7 protein-coding genes are annotated in these 19,457 nt (G+C 55.1%); 5 read left to right on the top strand and 2 right to left on the bottom strand.

Features of this window, described 5'->3' with window-relative positions; genetic code table 11:
- Window positions 1-220, top strand: a 220-nt coding sequence (locus Q0X47_RS05995) for a hypothetical protein (protein WP_297723879.1), incomplete at its 5' end; no start/stop codon positions are given.
- Window positions 221-542: 322 nt separating this feature from the next.
- A complete protein-coding gene (locus Q0X47_RS05990) occupies window positions 543-803 on the top strand; it encodes a CopG family transcriptional regulator (protein WP_297723877.1) in 261 nt (86 codons plus the stop codon).
- Window positions 804-1,081: 278 nt separating this feature from the next.
- On the opposite strand, the gene Q0X47_RS05985 is transcribed toward Q0X47_RS05990, so the two are convergent.
- Together Q0X47_RS05985 and Q0X47_RS05980 are read right to left on the bottom strand one after the other, a co-directional pair.
- Window positions 1,082-1,567, bottom strand: coding sequence for a prolyl-tRNA synthetase associated domain-containing protein (locus tag Q0X47_RS05985; RefSeq protein WP_297723875.1), 486 nt, complete (start codon window positions 1,565-1,567; stop codon window positions 1,082-1,084).
- A 90-nt stretch (window positions 1,568-1,657) separates the two neighbouring features.
- Window positions 1,658-1,843: a hydrolase gene (locus Q0X47_RS05980; protein ID WP_297723873.1), complete on the bottom strand. Its 186-nt coding sequence runs from the start codon at window positions 1,841-1,843 to the stop codon at window positions 1,658-1,660.
- Between the two features lie 748 nt (window positions 1,844-2,591).
- On the opposite strand from Q0X47_RS05980, the gene Q0X47_RS05975 reads away from it, so the two are divergent.
- The 3 genes from Q0X47_RS05975 to Q0X47_RS05965 all read left to right on the top strand — a co-directional run bounded on the left by Q0X47_RS05975 (window position 2,592) and on the right by Q0X47_RS05965 (window position 19,454).
- Window positions 2,592-17,732 carry a VaFE repeat-containing surface-anchored protein gene (locus Q0X47_RS05975; protein ID WP_297723872.1) on the top strand — a complete coding sequence of 5,047 codons (15,141 nt, stop codon included), beginning with the start codon at window positions 2,592-2,594 and terminating at the stop codon, window positions 17,730-17,732.
- Between the two features lie 265 nt (window positions 17,733-17,997).
- Window positions 17,998-18,603: a type IV toxin-antitoxin system AbiEi family antitoxin domain-containing protein gene (locus tag Q0X47_RS05970; protein WP_297723870.1), complete on the top strand. Its 606-nt coding sequence runs from the start codon at window positions 17,998-18,000 to the stop codon at window positions 18,601-18,603.
- The gene (locus tag Q0X47_RS05965; protein ID WP_297723869.1) at window positions 18,600-19,454 is read left to right on the top strand and encodes a nucleotidyl transferase AbiEii/AbiGii toxin family protein; all 855 of its coding nucleotides are present in this window, start codon (window positions 18,600-18,602) and stop codon (window positions 19,452-19,454) included. The genes Q0X47_RS05970 and Q0X47_RS05965 overlap by 4 nt, the downstream gene beginning before the upstream one ends.
- Window positions 19,455-19,457 lie beyond the last annotated feature (3 nt).

Here is a 19,457-nt window from a genome sequence, read left to right as displayed (position 1 = left end):
CGAGATCCTGAGATGTCTCGTGGGCTCGGAGATGTGTATAAGAGACAGACCCGAACCCGCTATCTTGCGCAAATTCGCGGGGTATGCGGGGGGTACGCACTGGTATGTGCTGACGATGTCACAAGCGCGGTGGGTTGCGTTGGGACTTTCACAAGCGGGGTGGTTACAGCGTGGTGGCTGCGCCTGGGCTGGTGACATCACAAGTAACGCCTTACCGTGAAAATGCCTTGCACACTTATGAAATACATAATACGATATATATGTCGTACATAATAGTGGGCAGGAAATGCAGTGGAGATATACATAAACGCCCGGATTGCCCAACGCCACCCCGACATAACACCGGCGATGGTGCGCGAAGCCTGGAACACAACGTTGAGATGTATCCCCCGAGAGACCGACCCTGTGCAATGGGTGGGTGTAGGAATCGCTGATGGAAAACTCATTGAGTACATCGCGATTGAGAATGATAACGAAACTTGGCATGTGTTCCACGCTATGAGAGCAACCAGGAAAACATTGAGAGAGGTAGGGCTGGAAAAATGAATTGGACTGCAGCAAACGGTACGACCTACAGCGATGAACAAATCGAGCAATGGGCCACCGCCCAAGAGACCGAACCCGAGTACACGGGCTCGCATCTCGCTCCCTCCAAGCCCGGCAGGCCCGTTACAGTCGGAAAAAACGCCCAACCTTTCACAATTCGGTTGGACGAAGCCCGGAGAAACAAAATAACCGCCTTGGCCAAAAAATTGAACACCACTCCCAGCGGTCTGGTGCGCGACCTCATCGACGCTATGTAACCAGAGCCACCTCGTGCCGGGGTGTGCTGACGATGTCACAAGCGCGGTGGGTTGCGTTGGGACTTTCACAAGCGGGGTGGTTACAGCGTGGTGGCTGCGCCTGGGCTGGTGACGTAACAACGGGCTGGGCGCCCGCGTCGGCGGCCCGACTCGGCAAATAAAGTCCGCCAACTAGCGTGAACCTGCGTCACCTGGTGTGGACGGCCCGGCCAACCGTTCCAACTCGGCAAATAAAGTCCGCCAGCCGACTAAACCAAGCCGCGAACCCAGCGTGGGGATTACACCTCCACCAGATGATATGCAATCCCCAGCTCGTCATAGAGCCGGAGGAAATCCTGGGTTCCCATAAACAGGGTGGCGCGGTTGTCGCCCGGATGGAAGGTGAAAATTTCCTCCTGCATCATGGCTTTGTCCAGGTAGAGCTCGACCGAACGGTGGCCGGGATCAATCATTCCGAGGGGTGAAACGACTCCCGGCTCCAGGCCGAGGGTCTGAGCCAGCAGCTCTCCAGACCCGAACGACAGGCGGCTTTCCCCGACTTCGCCGGCAAAACCTTTCAGGTCAATCTGTTTAAACTCGTCTGTAATTAAAAGGTACGTGCGTGTCTTTTTTCGGTTGGTCAGGAACAGGCTCTTGGTGCGCACGCCTTCGTGGCCCTCGATATATTCGTCCGCCAACTCGATTGTCGTGGCCGGCGGGTGTTCCACCAGCTTGTATTCGACGTCGTGTTCCTGCAGGGTTTCCAGTATTTTGCTGCGTTCCATAGGTTCCTCCGTCTGGTGTTATGCCTGGTGAGAGGGCGAAAAAAATGACCCACCGGTTTGCGGCGGGTCTAAAGGCTTTTGCTCACTGTTCTAATCAGCGCTGACCTCTACCATGACCTGTTCGTAGTCGCCGTAGGAGATCTCTACGGGCTGTACTTGAGTGTTTCCGGTCAGTTTGGATTCGTGGTCGGCAGCCTGAGCAGGCAACAGGGTGCTCAAAGCCACCACCATGGCGAGCGCCACCGCGGCCATCATGCCCTTCTTTTGTGTCTGCATGGTTCCTCCAAATTCAATCCCGGCGGACCGTTGATTACCGGAAAGTCCAGCGTCAACGCCGCTACATACACAACTATACCCGATTTTCAGGAAATTACAAGTTGTTTTTCTAAATTCTTTCACCGGGATTTTTCGGGGATTCTTGTGGGTTTCTGGCCATATCAGAGGGTTTTCCCGTTTCATTATCTGAAACTGGGGCCTCGTGTAGGCTTAAGGAATCCTGGAAATGTCTGGTCGGGTTTGGGGGTCGCGGTGGCGGGGTTGTGGGATCCGGTGTTAGAGGTGTTTTCACAAGGTCGGTGCCGCCGCGCGGGTGCTCTGGGTCCGTTTTCGGGAGCAAAAGCGCCGGTGGGAGGCTTCATTCTCAGGTTCGAATTCGATTTTTAAGTTTATTTTCAGGTTCGCGAGAAAAACTGCGGAGATTTGCAGAAAACCGCCGTTTTTACTGTTTATTTGCAGTTTTGGAACCCCGGTTCGAGGTGACAAACTCAGCTTTGGATTCTTAGAGGGCGCTGAAAACTGCCGCTAATTTTCGCGAAATTTGCCCGGTTAAGCTGAGTTTTCCTAAAGCAATACTGGGGTTTACCGAACGACTCTGGAGTGATAGTCAGATTGTCAGCACAATCCTGGAAGTACTCTTGGAGATAGCTGGGAAACCTGGTATTCTTATCACTGTATATAAGCAGGTGAAGTGTCCCCAAAAACGGGTCAGACCGAAGAAATGGCTAACAAATGGAGGTATTTGAGCATGAGTGCTATAGCCAAGAAACCGCGGCAAAACCAGCCCGGAAAGCCCACTTTGGTGAGCTTTAAGCAACAGAGTAAAAAGAGCCGGAACTGGACCGCGGGGGTTATAGCTTCGGCTATCGCCGTGGCGTGGGCCGTTGGCGGCTTGGTTATGCCCTCCCTGGCGGCGACTCCGAGCGCCCAGGCTTCGGTTCATCCCACGGTGACCGTTTCACCGAATGCACAAATAGATATGCAGAAGGATAAAAGTAAACGGTTCATACTTGCTTACACTGGTCACTTGTTCTCGACCAAAGACCCGAAGGAAGCGGCGGAGCACTACGGCGAGACCGCCCAGGTCGGGGATTTCACGGCTCAGTACCTGCCCAAGGAATGTATTACCAAGGCCGATCGCATTTCGACTTGGGGCATACAGAAGGGCACCCCACAGTGGGATCGTGGCGATGGTCTGGAACAGGTAGCTCCTGACCGAGGCAAACTTTATGAGACGCCACTTGGCAAGGACATCGAAAAAGGTTTTGGTGCGTGGGTTATCTTCCCCGGTGGCTCCTCCACCACGCTGCCTTTTAATGCTTCTGGATCTTCCAACCAGGCGGCTACCTCCAGCCGTTCCGCTGTTTCCTCTGTTGACCCTGCTGCAGAGGAAGATACTCTCACTCTGAGCTTAGATCCAGTCGAAGGCGAGACGGCTGATACCGGCGCGACTCAGGCGCGTATTTTTGCTCAGACTTCCGACCCCTCCGGCGACCCGGCTACCTCCACCGAGTCCACCGGTTCGGCCACTACTCCGCAGCTGCCTGCCAGCCCTGAGGAATCCTCCCCAGCTCTAGAACTTTCTCCGGAATCTCCCGCGCCGGCTGCCGTAGGAGCGGACCGGGGTGCGAACCCTACTCCCACCCAGACGGCTACTTCCGGCGCGGTTCCTTTCGCTTACAAATTTGAGCCCAAGATGAAAGAAATTAAGCTCAAGTTTGATCCCAGCGTTGATAAAGACACCGCGATTGCCGCCTTTAATAAACAGGTTGATGACGCTAAAACCGATGTATTGAATCAACTTGACCAGTTTGTGGCTGCACATAACATCGACGCTGCCACCAAGGCAAAAATGGTGGATAACCTCGACGCCCAGTTCGACAAGCTACGTAAACAGGGTTTGGCTTGGTTCGAGGAACAGTACAGCAAGACACCCAGTGTCTCTAAGTTCCCCGGCATTCAGGCTTGTGAAGAAAACGGACCTATCGTCCCGCTCGGTTCCTTTGTCTTGGTTAAGGACTGGACGGCACACGTGAGACATGGTCAGACAGATGTTTGGAAATGGGCGAAAAAGTTCTTCAATGGTCAAGGTACAAAACAGCAGGATATTGAATTCCTGACTATTTACCCCAGCGACAAAACCAACTCATTTTCTGTAAACGGCGTTCCCAGTTTCTGTGTTGAACCCTTCTATGGATCTCCCGGCGGGCCCGCTAATGTTTATACTGACCCATCAAAATCAACAATCTATTGGGCAAAGGAACATCCCGAAAAGGCAGAAACGATTAAGGCTCTTGCCTGGCACTTTGCCAAGAATGGCCAACAACATTGGGGCAAATACCAGAACGCAATTTGGATGGTTATTTTTGGTATAACCGATAATGGCCGCGCCTGGGATGCGGACAGTAAGCAATGGGGTAATGCCGCTGATACCGATGTTAAGACGTTGATTCAGCAAGCTAAGGCGGCGTATGAGAATCGCCAGGATCCAAACGTAGTCAAGGCCTTGGAAACCATGCACCTCGACCAGGAGTCCCTGGAACCGGCTAATGACGGCACGTCCCTATTGACCGTGAAGTTGAAAGAATACGACCCAAACTCGGCTGCAGGTAAGGCTATTGGCGACAAGGTTTTCCTCAAGGTTGAGGGTGCTACAGATCAAAACGGTAAAGCCATCACCCAGATTAGCTTGAAGGACGCGGTCAATGGGGTGACCCTGAAGATTGCTAACCAGAAAGCGTTTAAGATCTCTTTCGCAGGTTCGGTTGAGAACGTCGAGGATCCTTACTTCGTTGATGCCCCGACAGGGGCTACCCAAGGTCAGGTAGCGGTTTTGACCAAGACCATCACTGTCTCCGGGGAACTGGAAGTGTCATGGACCTTTGTTCAAGAGCCGAAGCCTTCCATTTCCACCATCGCGAAGGTGAATGGCGCTGACTCGATGCCCGGTGGCGCGGAAACCGCCACGTTCTCCAAGGCAGATGAAGTCATCACCCTTACCGATGATGTGAAGTATAAAAACATTCCCGCCGATACCGGTTCGATTGCTAAGTACCTGATTGGCACCCTTAAGAAAGTTAGTGGCGGAGTCGCCACCACGGTATTCACCCAAACTGCCGACGCCAAGTTTAGCGGTGAGGGTATCGTGACAGGTCTGTTCGAACATAAGGTAAAGGCCTCTGAGGTTAAGCACGGGGATTACTTCTATTACGAAGAAGTCTTGGCGACTTCCGACCCGAAGTACGCCGGCGGTGGACAAGTTAATTCTGCCTATGGCAAGCTCAACATCATCGCCCAGCACGTTGGCGAGAACGCGGATCAGACCGTTAAAATCGTTAAGAACAAGGCCCAGCTGACCCTGTCAAAGGAAGTAGAAGGTCCTACCGATAAGGCCGAAGGCAACGTGACTTTCCGCGTCAGCTGTGACGACGGTACTACCGCGACCCTCTACGCTCCGGCTCGGGGTGGCGTGGCTAACACAAGCCCCGCTTGGGCAGGGTATCTAGCCAGCCCGATTGAGGTAACCCCCGGTACTACCTGCACCGTGGAGGAAACCTACCTGCCGGCTCCGGTCGATTTGGCTAGCGACCCGCGCTGGGTTGGGGGCAATGCTGAGATGGTAGGTAGCCCCGTGCCGGTCAACCTGAACGGCAAGACTATTGGCTCGAAAGCCAAGTTTAAGATGGGCGACGCTGGTGACATCAACCTGGCGGTGACCAACACCTATCAGGAACCAACCGGTGGCTTTAAAGTCTTTAAGTACGTCAACAGTGAGGGCAAGTTCGACGCCTACGCTGCAGCGAACGCTAACGGCGGCAAGTTCCACTTCACCTACACCTGTGATAAAGGTGTGGGCGGAAGTTTCGAGCTTCCCGAGGATTCTTCATCTGACGCGGATGGCAATCCGTGGAGCCACGATGTAAAGGACTTGCCGATTGGCGCCCGATGCAAAGTGACCGAAACGAAGCCGATGCCTCCCAGCGGCTATGACGTCACGATTTCCGCTGCGGACGCTTTGGTTAAACCTGTCCAGTCCAACACGGTGGCGCTCCGTCCGATTCGTAGCGATTTCACCAACCAGGTGTCGTTTATGAACCTGTACCTGCCCGCTGATGCATCCTTCAGCCTGCGGAAGATTGCCAGGTTTACCGATGGCAAGCTCATCAACGATGACTTTGTGTTGCATTACTCATGCTCGGATGAGTCTGGCAAGACCAAGCCAGTATCCGATGACGTGCCGGTGGCTGGTAACGGAGAAGCTGTCTCAGTCAAGGGTGTTAAACCCGGTATGACCTGTACCATCACCGAGCCGCGGAAACCCGCTATCGCAAAAGCCAATTTTAAGGATTTGTCTTTCGACCTCAGTGGTGCACAATACGATGTCAACAACTCTAAGCTCCTAAAATTTGACGTTCCACGCAACCCGAACGCGGTCGTGCTGGTGACAGCGACGAACGTTTACGAACAGAAGATGGGTTCGTTCAAGCTGACCAAGAAGGTCAAGGCTGACGGTGCGAACCCGCTGAAGGAATTCAAGTTCACTGTCACCTGTGGTCATGATGTGTCTAAATTCTCCCTGAAGGCTGGCGATACTTGGACCTCGTCCCAGTACCCGGTGGACACCGAGTGCACGATTCACGAAGACGACCCGTCCACCTCGGCTGCTACCAGCAAGGTCGAATATAAGGGTGCCACTTCGGCGAGTGGAAACGACGCTGTGGTAAAAATCAAGGAAGGCGCCGAGCCGAAAGTGGAGGTTGTGGCCACCAACACGGTTACGGCAAACTACGGCAAGTTCTCTGTCACCAAGACTGTTGACGGCGACGCCAAGGCTACCGCCACCGATTTCGCTTTTGATTACAAGTGTGACGATGATGCTAAGACCAAAGGTACCCTGAACGTGAAAGCTGGGGAAACCAAGCCCGTTGACAAGGACATCTTGGTCGGCACCACCTGCTACATCAAGGAAAATCCGGTAAAGATTGACGGTGTCACTGTCACCCCGTCTTGGGTGACGGACCTCGCCAACGCCACCGGCACTAACGCTGGCTTCAAGCAGTTCACCATTCCCAAACAAGAGAATGGCGAGGCTCAGGTGTTAAAGCTGGAAGCCAAGAACGAGCTGGAATACGACAAGGCGAGCTTCACCATTAAAAAGGTCGTCCAGGGCGGAGCTATCTTCGCACCCGATGCCACCTTTAAGTTCACCTACAGCTGTACAGCCCCGAACGGTAAGACCTACACTCAGGCCAAGCCGTTTGGCTCCCAGGCAAAGGCTGACTTCATCGAAGTAGAACCCGGTCAGGAATCGGCAGCGATTGTGGTGCCGAAGGACTCCAAGTGTTCCGTGGCTGAGCCGCAGGCTCAACTGGACGCCACCAACAAACAGCTGGTGAACAACCCGAACACGAACCCGTTGAAGTACGTGTCTACCTCGTTCGTTCCGGCAGGTAAAGATCTGGCGTCCGGTGAACAGACCGTGACCACGACTTTCCAGTTCGCTGCCACCAACGTTTACACCGAAAAGATGACCGGCTTTAAGTTCTATAAGGCCGCCCTCACCGGTAACAACACTGGCAACCACACCGAACAGTTCTTCTTCAACTACTCCTGCCAGACCCCGGCCGGAGCGGTTAAGAACGGTGTCGGTTACGACCTGAAAGCCGGCAGCGACCCGATTAAGGTCGAGAAACTCCCCGTAGGCACCAAGTGTGTCGTGTGGGAGAAACCGGCAGTGGCTCAGGCGAATGAAAAGGTCACGACCAAGTGGACAGTCGACTCAGCTGACCCGGTTGAAGGCAAGGAAGTCAAGCCTTTCGATACCAACGCGAAAGCCCAGCCCAACGGCGTGGCGTTCACCGTGGATAAGGAAGACGAAGCGCTGATGATTGGCGCCACCAACGACTTCACGGTGCCCGACACCAAGCTGGTGGTCAAAAAGACCGTCGTGGCTGGTGAGAACACCAACGTTGGCTCTAAGACGGTCAAGCTCTCAGCGACTTGTAACTACCCGACTGATCACAAAGACCACGTCATCATGGACGGCAAGACCTTTAAGGACGGCGACAGTGCCGAGTTCACCACTGATGTGAACGGTGCGAAGATTCCGGTCGGTGCGACCTGTACCATCACCGAATCTGACGCCAGCGCGAAGGTGGCCGGACACATCTGGACCGTGGAGATGAAAGAAGGTCAGAAAGTCCTTTCCGACAAGGCGACCGGCACGGTCACTTTGGATACCGAACAGGGCCGGACCGTTGAGGTAATCAACACTTACGAGCGCGAGCTGGGCAAGTTCAAGATTATCAAGAAGGTTGATGCCGCCAAGAACATCACGGTGAAGGAGTCCTACGACTTCAGCTACACCTGTGCTGACCCGAACGATGCCACTCAAAAGGTGACAGGCAAGGTGACTGGTGTCACCGATAAGGGCCACAAGTCCTCAGAGAACATCCCTGTCGGCTACAAGTGCCACATCACCGAGGATCAGGCCGGTGCAAAGACTGAGCAAGGCTCGACCCTGTCGGCTACCCTGTCGAAGAACGACTTTGTAGTCGAAAAGGACAATGTGGTTGACGTCACGGTGACCAACACCTACTCTGACGCGAACGGCAAGTTCAGCGTCAAGAAGGTGATTGACGCCGACTCCACCGCTTCGATTGTGAACGGTAAGTACAACTTCGAATACTGGTGTGTGACCTCGGACGGATCCGAGGTCGGGACGGCTGCTGCTCCTAACAAGTTCAGCATCAAGGCAGGTCAAACCTGGACTTCCGGGGATATTCCGACCGGTTCCAAGTGCTCCATCCGCGAGATTGCCCCGAGCGGTACCACCACTGGCATAGCTGCCGAAGTGTCCTGGTCCTTGAATGAATCTACGACTATTAAGGGCGTAGAGCCGACTCCTTACACTGCTGTCGGCGCTGAGGGTAACTTCGTGTTCGGTGCGGACGGCTCTACCGCCGGCAAGTTCACTATCGGCAAGGACGGTTCCACTACCGGCTTGACTGCTACGAACAAGCTGACGCACAAAGACGTCGAGCTGGTGTTAAAGAAGATTGCCGTTTCTAAACCTCACGGTGATTACAACGGTACGCACACTGTCGAGCACTTCAACGCACAGCAAAATACCGGATATAAGTTCATGACACGAGAATCCGTGTTTATGAAGGTTACCTGCGATGGCAAGCCTGTCAGTGATGACCAGCATAAAGACGGCGTTTGGGAGGTTCCCGCTAACGGCGATTCTGTAACTTTGCCGGTGAAGGTTCCTTACGGTGCTAAGTGTACTGTGGCCGAGTTGGATAAGAATTTCAACGACTACAATATGTTCTATTACCAGGGCTGGAACCACGATGTCGACATGAAAGCGACTTTCGATGAAGCCGGTGTTGAACCGGTCGAGGGTCACTACTCCTTCGACATGGTGCAAGATAATAAAGACAAGGCTGCCATAAGCTTTGAAGCGAAGGCAACAACTCAAGTCAGCGTCACCATGACGAACAAGTGGGACTGCTTCTATAACGTGGACACCACCTTAGTTCAAGAAGGTGTAGATGGTAAGCGAGAAGAAGGTAAGCCCCTTGAACTCAATATTAAGCAGACTGACAAGTACGTCACTCTTTCCGATACGGTAAAGGCCAGTAACCTACCCGCTGGTCACTACGTAGCGGTGGGTCGCCTGTTCGACACCTCCAAGGGTAAAGTCAAGAGCTTTAATGGTGGAGACCACATTACCTGGATAGATAAGAATGGCGTGAAGCAGCAGTACATGTGGCAGGAGTTCGATATTACGAACCAAAGTGCCGGTTACGGGACACAAACGTTCAAGTTTGACACTGCACACAATTCTGCCTACACGATTTCTGTGGATACCCTAAAGAAGTATCCCAAGGGTATTTCTGTGGCGGTAATGGTTTACCGTGATCCGAATTACCTGAATGACGGTGTACTCAATGTTTGCAACTCTAACTGCAACATGATTGCCGCTGAGCTTGATTTGCCAGGCAACCAGACCGTAATTCCCCAGTGGAGCCCCGAGATGAAGACCTCGGCGACCACGGCTAATGGGCAAAAGCTCTTGTCTGTTGTTGACAAGGCGACCAATAAGATAACCGATAAGGTTTGGGTCAAGAACGCCAAGGCTGAGGACGGTGTCGACTACGAACTCTACGGACGCGTAGTGTTGTCAACTGACCATTCTCAGGTAGTCGGTGAAGGTCGCGCGGATGCGAATGGTCTGACCAAGGGCGGTGTTGATGAATGGGTCGTAGGCAAGAACGGCAATATCGTTATTGACCAGACCAAGTTGCAAGAAGCCGTCGCTAGTGTCGACAACGGTGAACCGGTGTTCTATGTTCAGCAATACTTGGTTCCGAAGGGAACTCCGGCTGACCAAGTTGAGGCAAAGGCTATTGCCAAGCACGATGCTGATGTGATTTGCCAGCGCCTGTTCACCCCGTCAGTAAAGACCAACGCCACTGTCGGTAAGGCTGGCGGCACCCAAGCGGTTGGCCCCAAGACCACAGGGACTGTCAAGGTCGTCGATAAGGTCGAATACAAGAACCTCAATGGCGGCGCCAAGTACACCGTAACCGGTACCCTGCACTATCAGGCTAACGCTACGTTGGCTGACGGTACTCAGGTCACTAAGGAAGCTGAAGTACCAGGTGTCACGGTGAAGCCTGTCACCATTGACTTGACTCGAGAGTCCACGGATAAAACCTTCAGCGGCAGCGTCGACGTGACCTTTGAGGTTCCGGCTAAGGCTCTGCAAGGCCAAACTGTGGTGGTCTTTGAAGACCTCAAGAATGGCGATGTCGTCGTAGCGACTCACGCCGAGATTACCGATGAGGCTCAGACGGTTTACAGCCCGTCAATCGGTACGACCGCGAATGTGAAGGATGGTGCTCCTACCACCCAGAACATTAACGGTAAGGATGTCACGCGCAACGCGACTGTGGACATGACTAACGCCAAGCCGGTAACGGATTCCAAGACCAAGGAACTCTCCGGCGTAGTCGTGAACGATAAGGTTGCCTACAACTCCATCGCTCCGGGCAAGTACGTCATGTACGGCCAGCTGATGAAGATTAACGGCAATAACACCACGCAGGTTCAGACCACGTTCCAGACGCTGAGCATCGCCAAGGGTGCTCCCGCCAACGGCACGATGGATCTCACCTTCCCAGGTGTGAAGGTCGTGAGTGGTGAGAAGTACGTAGTGTTCGAGAAACTCTACAAGGCGAGCGACTTCGACCAGACGGCCGGAAAGCCCACCAACCCGGGGGCTACCGTTGCTGAACACGCTAACCCGGAGGACGAGGCTCAGACCGTTTACGTCCCCGGCGTCACTACTGACGCGAAGGACGGCGACGGCGACAAGTACGTCGATCCGACTCAGCCCATCAAGATCATTGATACCGTCACCGGTTCCGGCCTGATTCCGGGCAAGGAATACACCATCGACGGTGAGTTGATGATGGCCGACGCGAACGGCAATCCGGTTCACACCGGTGTGTTCAACAAGGACGGAGACGTCAAGGTTGTCGCCGACGCGAATGGCAAGTTCGCGAAGGATCTCACTTTCGAGATGAGCGTGGAGAAGGCCAAGGAGCTGGGTCTGTGGGTTGACGAAAACGGCCAGCCTACCCCGACGGGCAAGGACCTGGTGGTCTTTGAAAACCTGAAACTGAACGGCAAGCCCGTGGCTATCCACCACGACATCACCGATGAGGCTCAGACGGTTCACTCCGGCGGGATGGGTACCTCCGCGAAGGACTCCGACGGGAACCAGACCATGATTCCTGGTCAGAAGAACGCGGTCATCACCGATACCGTGACGTTCACCGGCAAGTTCGAGCCGAAGCACAACTACACCCTGGTTGGTGAGCTGCACTACGTCACCACTGACGCTAACGGTGTCAAGACTGACGCCGGCAAGGTGCCGGGTGTGACTGTAAAGCCGGTGCCGGTCACCTCTGACGCGAATGGCATCATTGGCAAGCAGACCATGAAGTTCACGGTTCCTGCTGACAGCATCGTAGAGGGCAAGGACCTGGTGGTCTTTGAAACCCTGCACGATGGCGACGCCAAGGGCAAGGTTGTGGTCAAGCACGCTAACCCGAAGGACCCGGCACAGACCATCAACGTGGTAAAGAACTCCATTACCACCACCGCTTATGATGGCGGCAAGGACGGTGAGGGTTCGGATACGAGCGATAAGAACCTCGACAATTCGCACGCCAAGGTCGTGATTTACGACTTGGTCGATTACGAGGGTCTGCAGGTAGGCAAGGAATACTCCGTTACCGGTGCCCTGCACTATCAGGCTGACGCCACTTTGGCTGACGGCACCCAGGTCAAGGCCGGGGATGCGATTGACGCCAAGCACGTCACGGTCACACCCGCGAAGTTCGTGGCTAAGACCCCGTCCTCGAAGGACAAGGGTGCTGTGAAGGCCATTGTGAAGTTCGAGGTGGACAAGGCCGCTCTGGCTACCGCCCCGGTGGTTGTGTTCGAAGACCTGATGGATGGTGACGTTACCGTTGCTACCCACCACGACATCAACGATGACTCGCAGGTTGTTTACAACCCGTCCTTGGCTACCGCCGCAACTGTGAATGGTGCCAAGCTGGTTCAACTCCAGAAGGATCAGAAGGACGTTACCGTTGACGACAAGGTGACCATTACGAACGCCGCTCCGGGTACTTACATCCTGAAGGGCAAGCTGATGGCTGAGGACGGCAAGACCGTCGTCGCGACCAGCGATGTTCCGAACGTCGAAGTCACTAAGGGCACGACTGATAAGAATGTGACCTTCACGATTCCGGCTGACAAGGTCAAGGCCGGCGCGAAGTTCGTGGTCTATGAGGAACTCGTGGACGCCAAGGGCGAAGTCGTCGCGGACCACAAGGATATGGCCTCTGAGGATCAGACCGTGCGGGTTGGCTCTCTGGAGACGACCGCTACCGATAAGGCTGACGGCGACAAGGTCGCTGATAACACCAAGGCAGTCACCATTGTTGACAAGGTTGACTACTCCGGTTTGAATCTGGATGCCAAGTACGCCGATGGTACGCCCAAGGCCTACCTGCTGTCCGGTCAGTTGATGGATAAGGAAACCAAGAAGCCTGTGCCTGGATTGGCTCCGGTGGAGCGAGTCATTGGCCCGGCAAACTCGGTTTACCGTGCGGATGGTCAGGCAGACCGTCCGGTCGAGAAGGTTATTACCTCCGGTACTGGCGTTGAGCTCCTGGAGTTCGAGGTTCCGGCGAACTTGATTCTGGGTAAGCCGGTCGTGGTCTTTGAGACCGTGTACCAAGAGGGCAAGGAATACCTGATCCACCACGACATCAACGATGACTCGCAGACTGTCTGGGCTCCGAAGCTCGCCACTAAGGCCAGAGCTGAGGGCGAACGTGGTCTGGTCCTCGCTGACGCTAAGTCGACGGTCAAGGACACCGTGACCTTCACCGGTATGAAGGTTGACGAAACCTACGTGGTCGTTGGCGAACTGTGGAACAAGACTCAAAACAAGTCCACCGGTATCAAGGTGACCTCTAAGTCGTTCAAGGCTGAAAAGGCAACCTGGACCGAGGACGACTTCATGACCTTCGAGATTCCGGCCGGTACTGTGGCCGAGAACGACGAGCTGGTCGTGTTTGAGACCCTGTACCTCGGCGATAAGGCAGACGGTCCGGCTGAGTCTACTCACGAAGACCCGAACGACCCGGCACAGACTGTTGGCTCCAGCGTGAAGCCCGACATTAAGACGGTGCTGAGCGTGGACGGCGAACGTGCTTGGGAGAAGAATCCGACTATCCCGACCATTCCGGTCGACTCGAAGCAGCTGGTTGATACGGTCAGCTACGTTGGTTTGACTCCGAATGCTCCCTACACCTTGAATGCGACCCTGATGGAAATCGGTCTGGACGGTAAGGTCAGCGATACCGGTATCACCGGCACCGCCACCTTCACCCCGACTGCGGCCAACGGCACGCAAAAGGTCGGTTACAACTCGTTCGACAAGGGCATCTTGAAGCCTGGATACAAGTATGTGGCTTACGAGACCCTGATTCGCAACGATAAGCCGAACGAACCTCCGTTGAAGCACGAGGATCCGAAAGATGGTAATCAGACGGTAAAGACCTCCTACAACCCGAGTATTGAAACCGACCTGACTCAGGACGGCACCCAGGTCATCGCGACCGATGCGGCTCTGGATCTGCAGGATAAGGTGCAGATGAAGGGTCTCATCAAGGGTGAGAAGTACGTGTTGGTTTCCCGCCTGGTGTACAACGCCGGTCAGCCTAACGAAACAGTTTTGGCAGATGGCCTAGAGAGGTTCACTGCTGAGAATGTGGACGTGAAGAAGGACATCAAGTTCAATGTGACGACCGATCAGCTGAAGGCTCCGATGAAAGCGGCCAAGGATGCTGGCAGCGAGTTGAAGCTGGTGGCGTACGAATACCTGACACGCGAATCCCTCGTGACAGGTGATGACGAAACCATCAAGGCTAACGTTGGCACCATCAAGTGGGATACTAACCACGCAGACCCGAACGATGGTCGCCAGACTGTGACGGTTGTGGACGTGCCACATATCGGCACCAAGCTGGAATACGAAGGCCAGAAGTTTGTTTGGGAAGGCGATAACGTCAAGCTGACGGACTTCGTCGAGTACTACAACTTGCTGCCTGAGACCGAGTACACCCTTAGCGGTGAACTCAAGGGTATCGCGGCTAACGGTACGGTCAGTGACACCGGTGTGGTTGGTACGGGCAAGTTCACCACCCCGAAGGCAACGAACGGCGCTACTCGCGTGAGCGGAACTATCAAGGATGGGACAGCCGCTACTGTCGAGTTCACCGTACCGTTGAGCGTCTTGAAGGCTAACGATAAGTTGGTAGCTTTCGAATCGCTGCAGCTGAAGGGCAAGCTCGTCGCGGAACACAAGAATCCGAAGGATGAGAACCAGACCGTGACGGTCAAGCATCCTGGCGTGGGCACCCTTGCCAGTGTTGACGACAACAAGTCAAACCTGACGGTTTGGGAAGGCGTCAACAAGGAAGGCAAGAAGGCTCCCGAAACCTACACGGTTCACGACGTAATCCGCATGGCGAACGTCGAGGAAGGCAAGACCTACGCTCTGGACGGTCAGGTCTACAGCAAGATTGCCTACGATGCGGGCAACACTGGTTCCTTGGCTACTAACGCGAAGACCGTAAAGGTCACCGCGAGCATGGCTGTGGACCCGAACGCTGACGAAATAGCCAAGTACGGTAAGGATGTCAAGGTTTACGAAACGACCATGGACATCACCGTCAAGGCTGCGGACATTAAGTCCGATGGCGACAAGCTGGTCGTGTTCGAGCAGCTCTGGGCGGAAGGCACGTATGAAAATGCTGACGGCGGCAAGGTGACCCCGAAGGGTGACCATAAGCCGGTGGCTACGCACAACGACATTACTGCTGATTCTCAGTCCATCACCGTGAACCGCCCTGAGTTCGGGTCCCTGACCCTGACCAAGGCTGTGACCGGATGGGATGAGAACACCGCGAATGTCGAACGCACCAACGCGAAGTACGTGTTCACGGTTACCTGTACCGAAAAGGGTTTGAATGACACGATTACCCTGCACGAAGGTGAATCAGCAACCATCGACGGTATTCCCGTGGGTGACAAGTGCACCATCAGCGAGAATGTCCAGAATGCTGAAGAGCAAGCCGGACTGAAGGACACCGTGAAGTTCACCGAGGCCAACGGCGTGACCGTTGAGTCCACGAAGAACGGCGAGGGTACAGTGATCGTCGGCGGCACGCCGAACGGTAAAAACCGCGTTGCAAACGTGACAGTGACCGCTGAAAACGTGTTCACCAACGAAGTCACCATCGGTACGCACACCACTGGTAAGTTCGGTAAGAAGGCCAGCAATGGCGACACGATTACCGACCTGGTGAGCTACCAGAACCTGCAGGGCGGCAAGTACCTGCTGCACACCTACTTCGTCGAATACGACAAGGCGGGCCAGGCTCACAAGATTGACTACGTCCCCTCTGAGGTGCGCGAAGTCACTGTTGAGGGCGGCTACGTCAAGGGTGGTCACAACGGTGCTTGGACCATCGATGTGAAGGTTCCGACCGAGCTGATTCAGGAACATAAGACGGTCGTCTTGTGGGAAGATCTGTATCGGATGCCGAAGGACGTTGATGCCTTTACAGCCAAGCTGGTTGGACTGCAGACCGGTGAGACGGCTTCGGGCTTGATTGCCTTCCACCATGAAGAGAATCTCGCTTCGGGTGCTGGCACTCAGTGGCTCGAGGTTTCCACCCACTTCGGTGGATTCCAGGTCACCAAGGTAATCAAGACGGCTGCGGATCTGCCCGCTGACGTGGTGGGTAAGATTCCGACAACCTGGAACTTTACCTACAAGGCTAAACTGCCGAAGGATAAGACCGCCAAGCAAGGAACTGCTCTGGAGGGTAGCTTCAACCTGACGGTTGACCCGAAGGATCCGAGCAAGGCTGTCAGCCCGCGGTTCGACGGCTTCCCGATGGGTACTGAGATAACCATTACGGAAACCGACGCCAAGGCGCAGATTCCGACCCAGGCAAAGTGGACGGTTGAGTGGAAGTCTGAAGGCTGGACTGATGGTTCCGAAGGTACCACCAAGACCTTCACCATCACCCCGGCTGCCACTGTGAGCGTCACCGCTCTCAACGAGTTCAGCTTGGTCACGCCGACCTTGGCGACCGTGGCTCGGACCGCTGATGATGGCAAGATGCTCAAGCCGAGTGAGGACACGGCTGTGGTTGATACCGTCACCTACACCAACCTGGTGGAAGGACGCGACTACTGGCTCAAGACCGAACTGGTTTACGTCGATGACACGGCTGACCCGAACGACAACAAGCCGGTGCTGGGTGCCGACGGCAACCCGCTGGTGAAGTGGACGAAGGTCACGGCTGAAACCGACAACAGCGAGTGGGTCGTTGACAAGGACAAGCCGATGGTGGTTCCTGCCGACGCTAACCCGGATGCTGACGTGGTATTCTTCGAATCTCTCTACGAGATGACGAAGGACGGCGCAGAGCCCAAGGCCAACGACAAGCCGATTGTGGAACACCGCGACAACGCTGATCCGAAACAGATCATCACTCGTCGTCCGACTCTGGACCTCCAGACCACGGCTGAGCTGTCCGGCGGCAAGGCGATTACCGCTGGTGAGGGCGCGACCGTGAACGACACGGTGACCTACAACGGCTTGAAGGCTGGTGCTGATTACACCTTGGTTGGTACCTTGGTCAAGAAGTCCGACGGCTCCATCGTTGGTTCGCCTGTGACCGTGGCCGGCTTGAAGGCAGAGGCTGACGGCTCCGGCAGCTGGAAGATGTCGATTCCGCTAACCGCGAAGGATACGCAAGGCTTGAGCAACGGCGAGAAGCTGGTCGTCTTTGAGAAGGCCTACGCTGGTAACCTGCCCAAGGCTGGTACGGCTCCGGCTGGCACCTACACCCCGGTTCTGGTTCACGAAGATCTCGAGGATGTTTCGCAGACCGTGAATGTGGTGAAGCCGACGACTCCGCCGCCGCCGTACACGCCTGGCACGCCAAGTACGCCTCCGGTAGAGTCCAAGACCACGACTCCGCCGCCGCCGGTGAAGTCTGAGACCACGACTCCGCCGCCGAGCACTCCGAGCAACCCGCCGAGTATCCCGGTTGCCCCGGCAACCACCCTGCCTCCGATGCACCCGAAGGTTCCACCAACATTGGCTCGGACCGGTGCGCAAGCAGCAATCTTCGGTGGCTTGTCCATCCTGATGATTGCGGCAGGTGCAGGGATTGGTCTGCTGGCAGCACGGCGCAAGCGCCAGTCTGACGCGCAGTAGGCGACATAAGCCCTAGGCTACTGAAACGGCGAGGTCTCACGACCTCGCCGTTTCAGCTTGTGTGCGGTTCTAAATCGGCGCTATACCTGCCGGAGTTGTGGCTAAAAGGGGGGAAATAGCGCCGTAGCTGCCAATAATGGCAGCTACGGCGCTATTTCCCCCTTATAAATCTGTTTCGGGGGGGCAATTATTAGCTAGATCGCTATCTTTGATTTTTGGACACAAATAAGGTATGTTTTGTGTCTAATAATCAAAAGGAGCGGCCTTGGGAAAAAGCAATGAGATAGTTCGGTTTATCGAGAGTGCCGGGGGTGTGGTCAGTGCGGCGCAGATTAAGAGCGCGGGCTTTCTGCCGGGTTCGATTTCTCATGCGTTGAAGTCTGGGGCTATAGACAGGCTTACGAGGGGTGTCTACTGTTTGCCCGAGGTTTTTGGTGACGAGTTTGCTGCCGTCTCATACCGGTGGAGGAAGTGTGTCATTTCGCATGGATGCGCGCTGTACCTCGCGGGTCTCTCCGACAGGATGCCTTACGCGCTTGATGTCACCGTACCGCACGGCTACAACCCGCGCGGTCTTACCGGCGAGCATCCCGACGTGAGGATTTACAGGGTCAATCCGGACGTTTACGAGCTGGGTATCACGGAGGTGAAGTCTCCCGGTGGTGCTATGGTGCGGGCGTACTGCGCGGAGCGGGCGGTGGCTGACCTAATCTCGCAGAGGTCCTCTGAGGGTGCCGATCCGCAACTCGTACGTGACGCGGTGGCGGGCTATTTCAAGAGACGTGATGCCGACCTTGAGGGTCTCGCGCGGATGTGCTGCGCGCTTGGAGTTGAGGATGCGTTCAGGATGTATCTGGAGGTGCTCAGATGATGAGAAGCGATACAAGCCTCAAGGGCAAAATCAAGGAGATGGCGAAGAAAGCCAACCTAAAACCACAGGAGCTTTTGCAGATGTACCTGTTCGAGCGCCTGCTGATTCGGCTCGAACAGAGCGACTACGCACAGATATTCGTCTTAAAGGGAGGCCTGCTCATCTCGTCAATGACGGGCATTTCCCAGAGAACGACCATGGACATGGACACCACGGTGATTGGCATGGACATGGACGAGCGGACAGTGAGTGAAGCCGTCTGCGCCATCTGTGCTATCGACGATGGCGATGGTATGGAGTTCTCCTTTGAACGAATCGAGCCAATACGTGAGGACGACGAGTACGCCAATTGGCGTGTCCATCTTCGTGTCAGACACGGCAAGATAGACGTGCCAATGAAGCTAGACATAACCACAGGTGACGAGATAGTCCCGGGACACGTCGAGTACCGCTACCCGCTCATGTTCGAGGAGGGGGTCGTGCGGGTGCTCACCTACCCACTCGAAACAGTGCTCGCAGAAAAACTGGAGACAGTGGTGTCCCGCGGAATCGCGAATACGCGCGGCCGCGATTTCTATGACATCCACACGCTGTTTCGTCTCAGGTCGGAAGACATCGATCAGAAATCTCTCCACCAGGCAGTCGCCGCCACCGCAACCAAGCGCGGCACAATCAACAGAATGGCCGGTTACTCGGCAGTCCTAAAGGAAGTCAGGGAATCCGACATCATGCGGGGAATCTGGAACTCATACGTCTCAGGGTCTCCCTATGCGGCAGGACTCGAGTTCGAAAATGCTATCGATTCGGCCCTTAAGCTCGCGAGATTCGCAGGGCTGGATGAGATGCGTTAGGAA

Source organism: uncultured Mobiluncus sp., from assembly GCF_947254095.1.
Classification (GTDB): domain Bacteria; phylum Actinomycetota; class Actinomycetes; order Actinomycetales; family Actinomycetaceae; genus Mobiluncus.
This window is presented reverse-complemented; position numbering and strand designations above follow the sequence as displayed.

What these genes read in the sequence shown, in the direction of transcription:
- Q0X47_RS05965 (WP_297723869.1), top strand. Translation starts at nt 18,600, where the DNA reads ATGATGAGAAGCGATACAAGCCTCAAGGGCAAAATCAAGGAGATGGCG.
- Q0X47_RS05975 (WP_297723872.1), top strand. Translation starts at nt 2,592, where the DNA reads ATGAGTGCTATAGCCAAGAAACCGCGGCAAAACCAGCCCGGAAAGCCC.
- Q0X47_RS05985 (WP_297723875.1), bottom strand. Translation starts at nt 1,567, where the DNA reads ATGGAACGCAGCAAAATACTGGAAACCCTGCAGGAACACGACGTCGAA.
- Q0X47_RS05980 (WP_297723873.1), bottom strand. Translation starts at nt 1,843, where the DNA reads ATGCAGACACAAAAGAAGGGCATGATGGCCGCGGTGGCGCTCGCCATG.
- Q0X47_RS05990 (WP_297723877.1), top strand. Translation starts at nt 543, where the DNA reads ATGAATTGGACTGCAGCAAACGGTACGACCTACAGCGATGAACAAATC.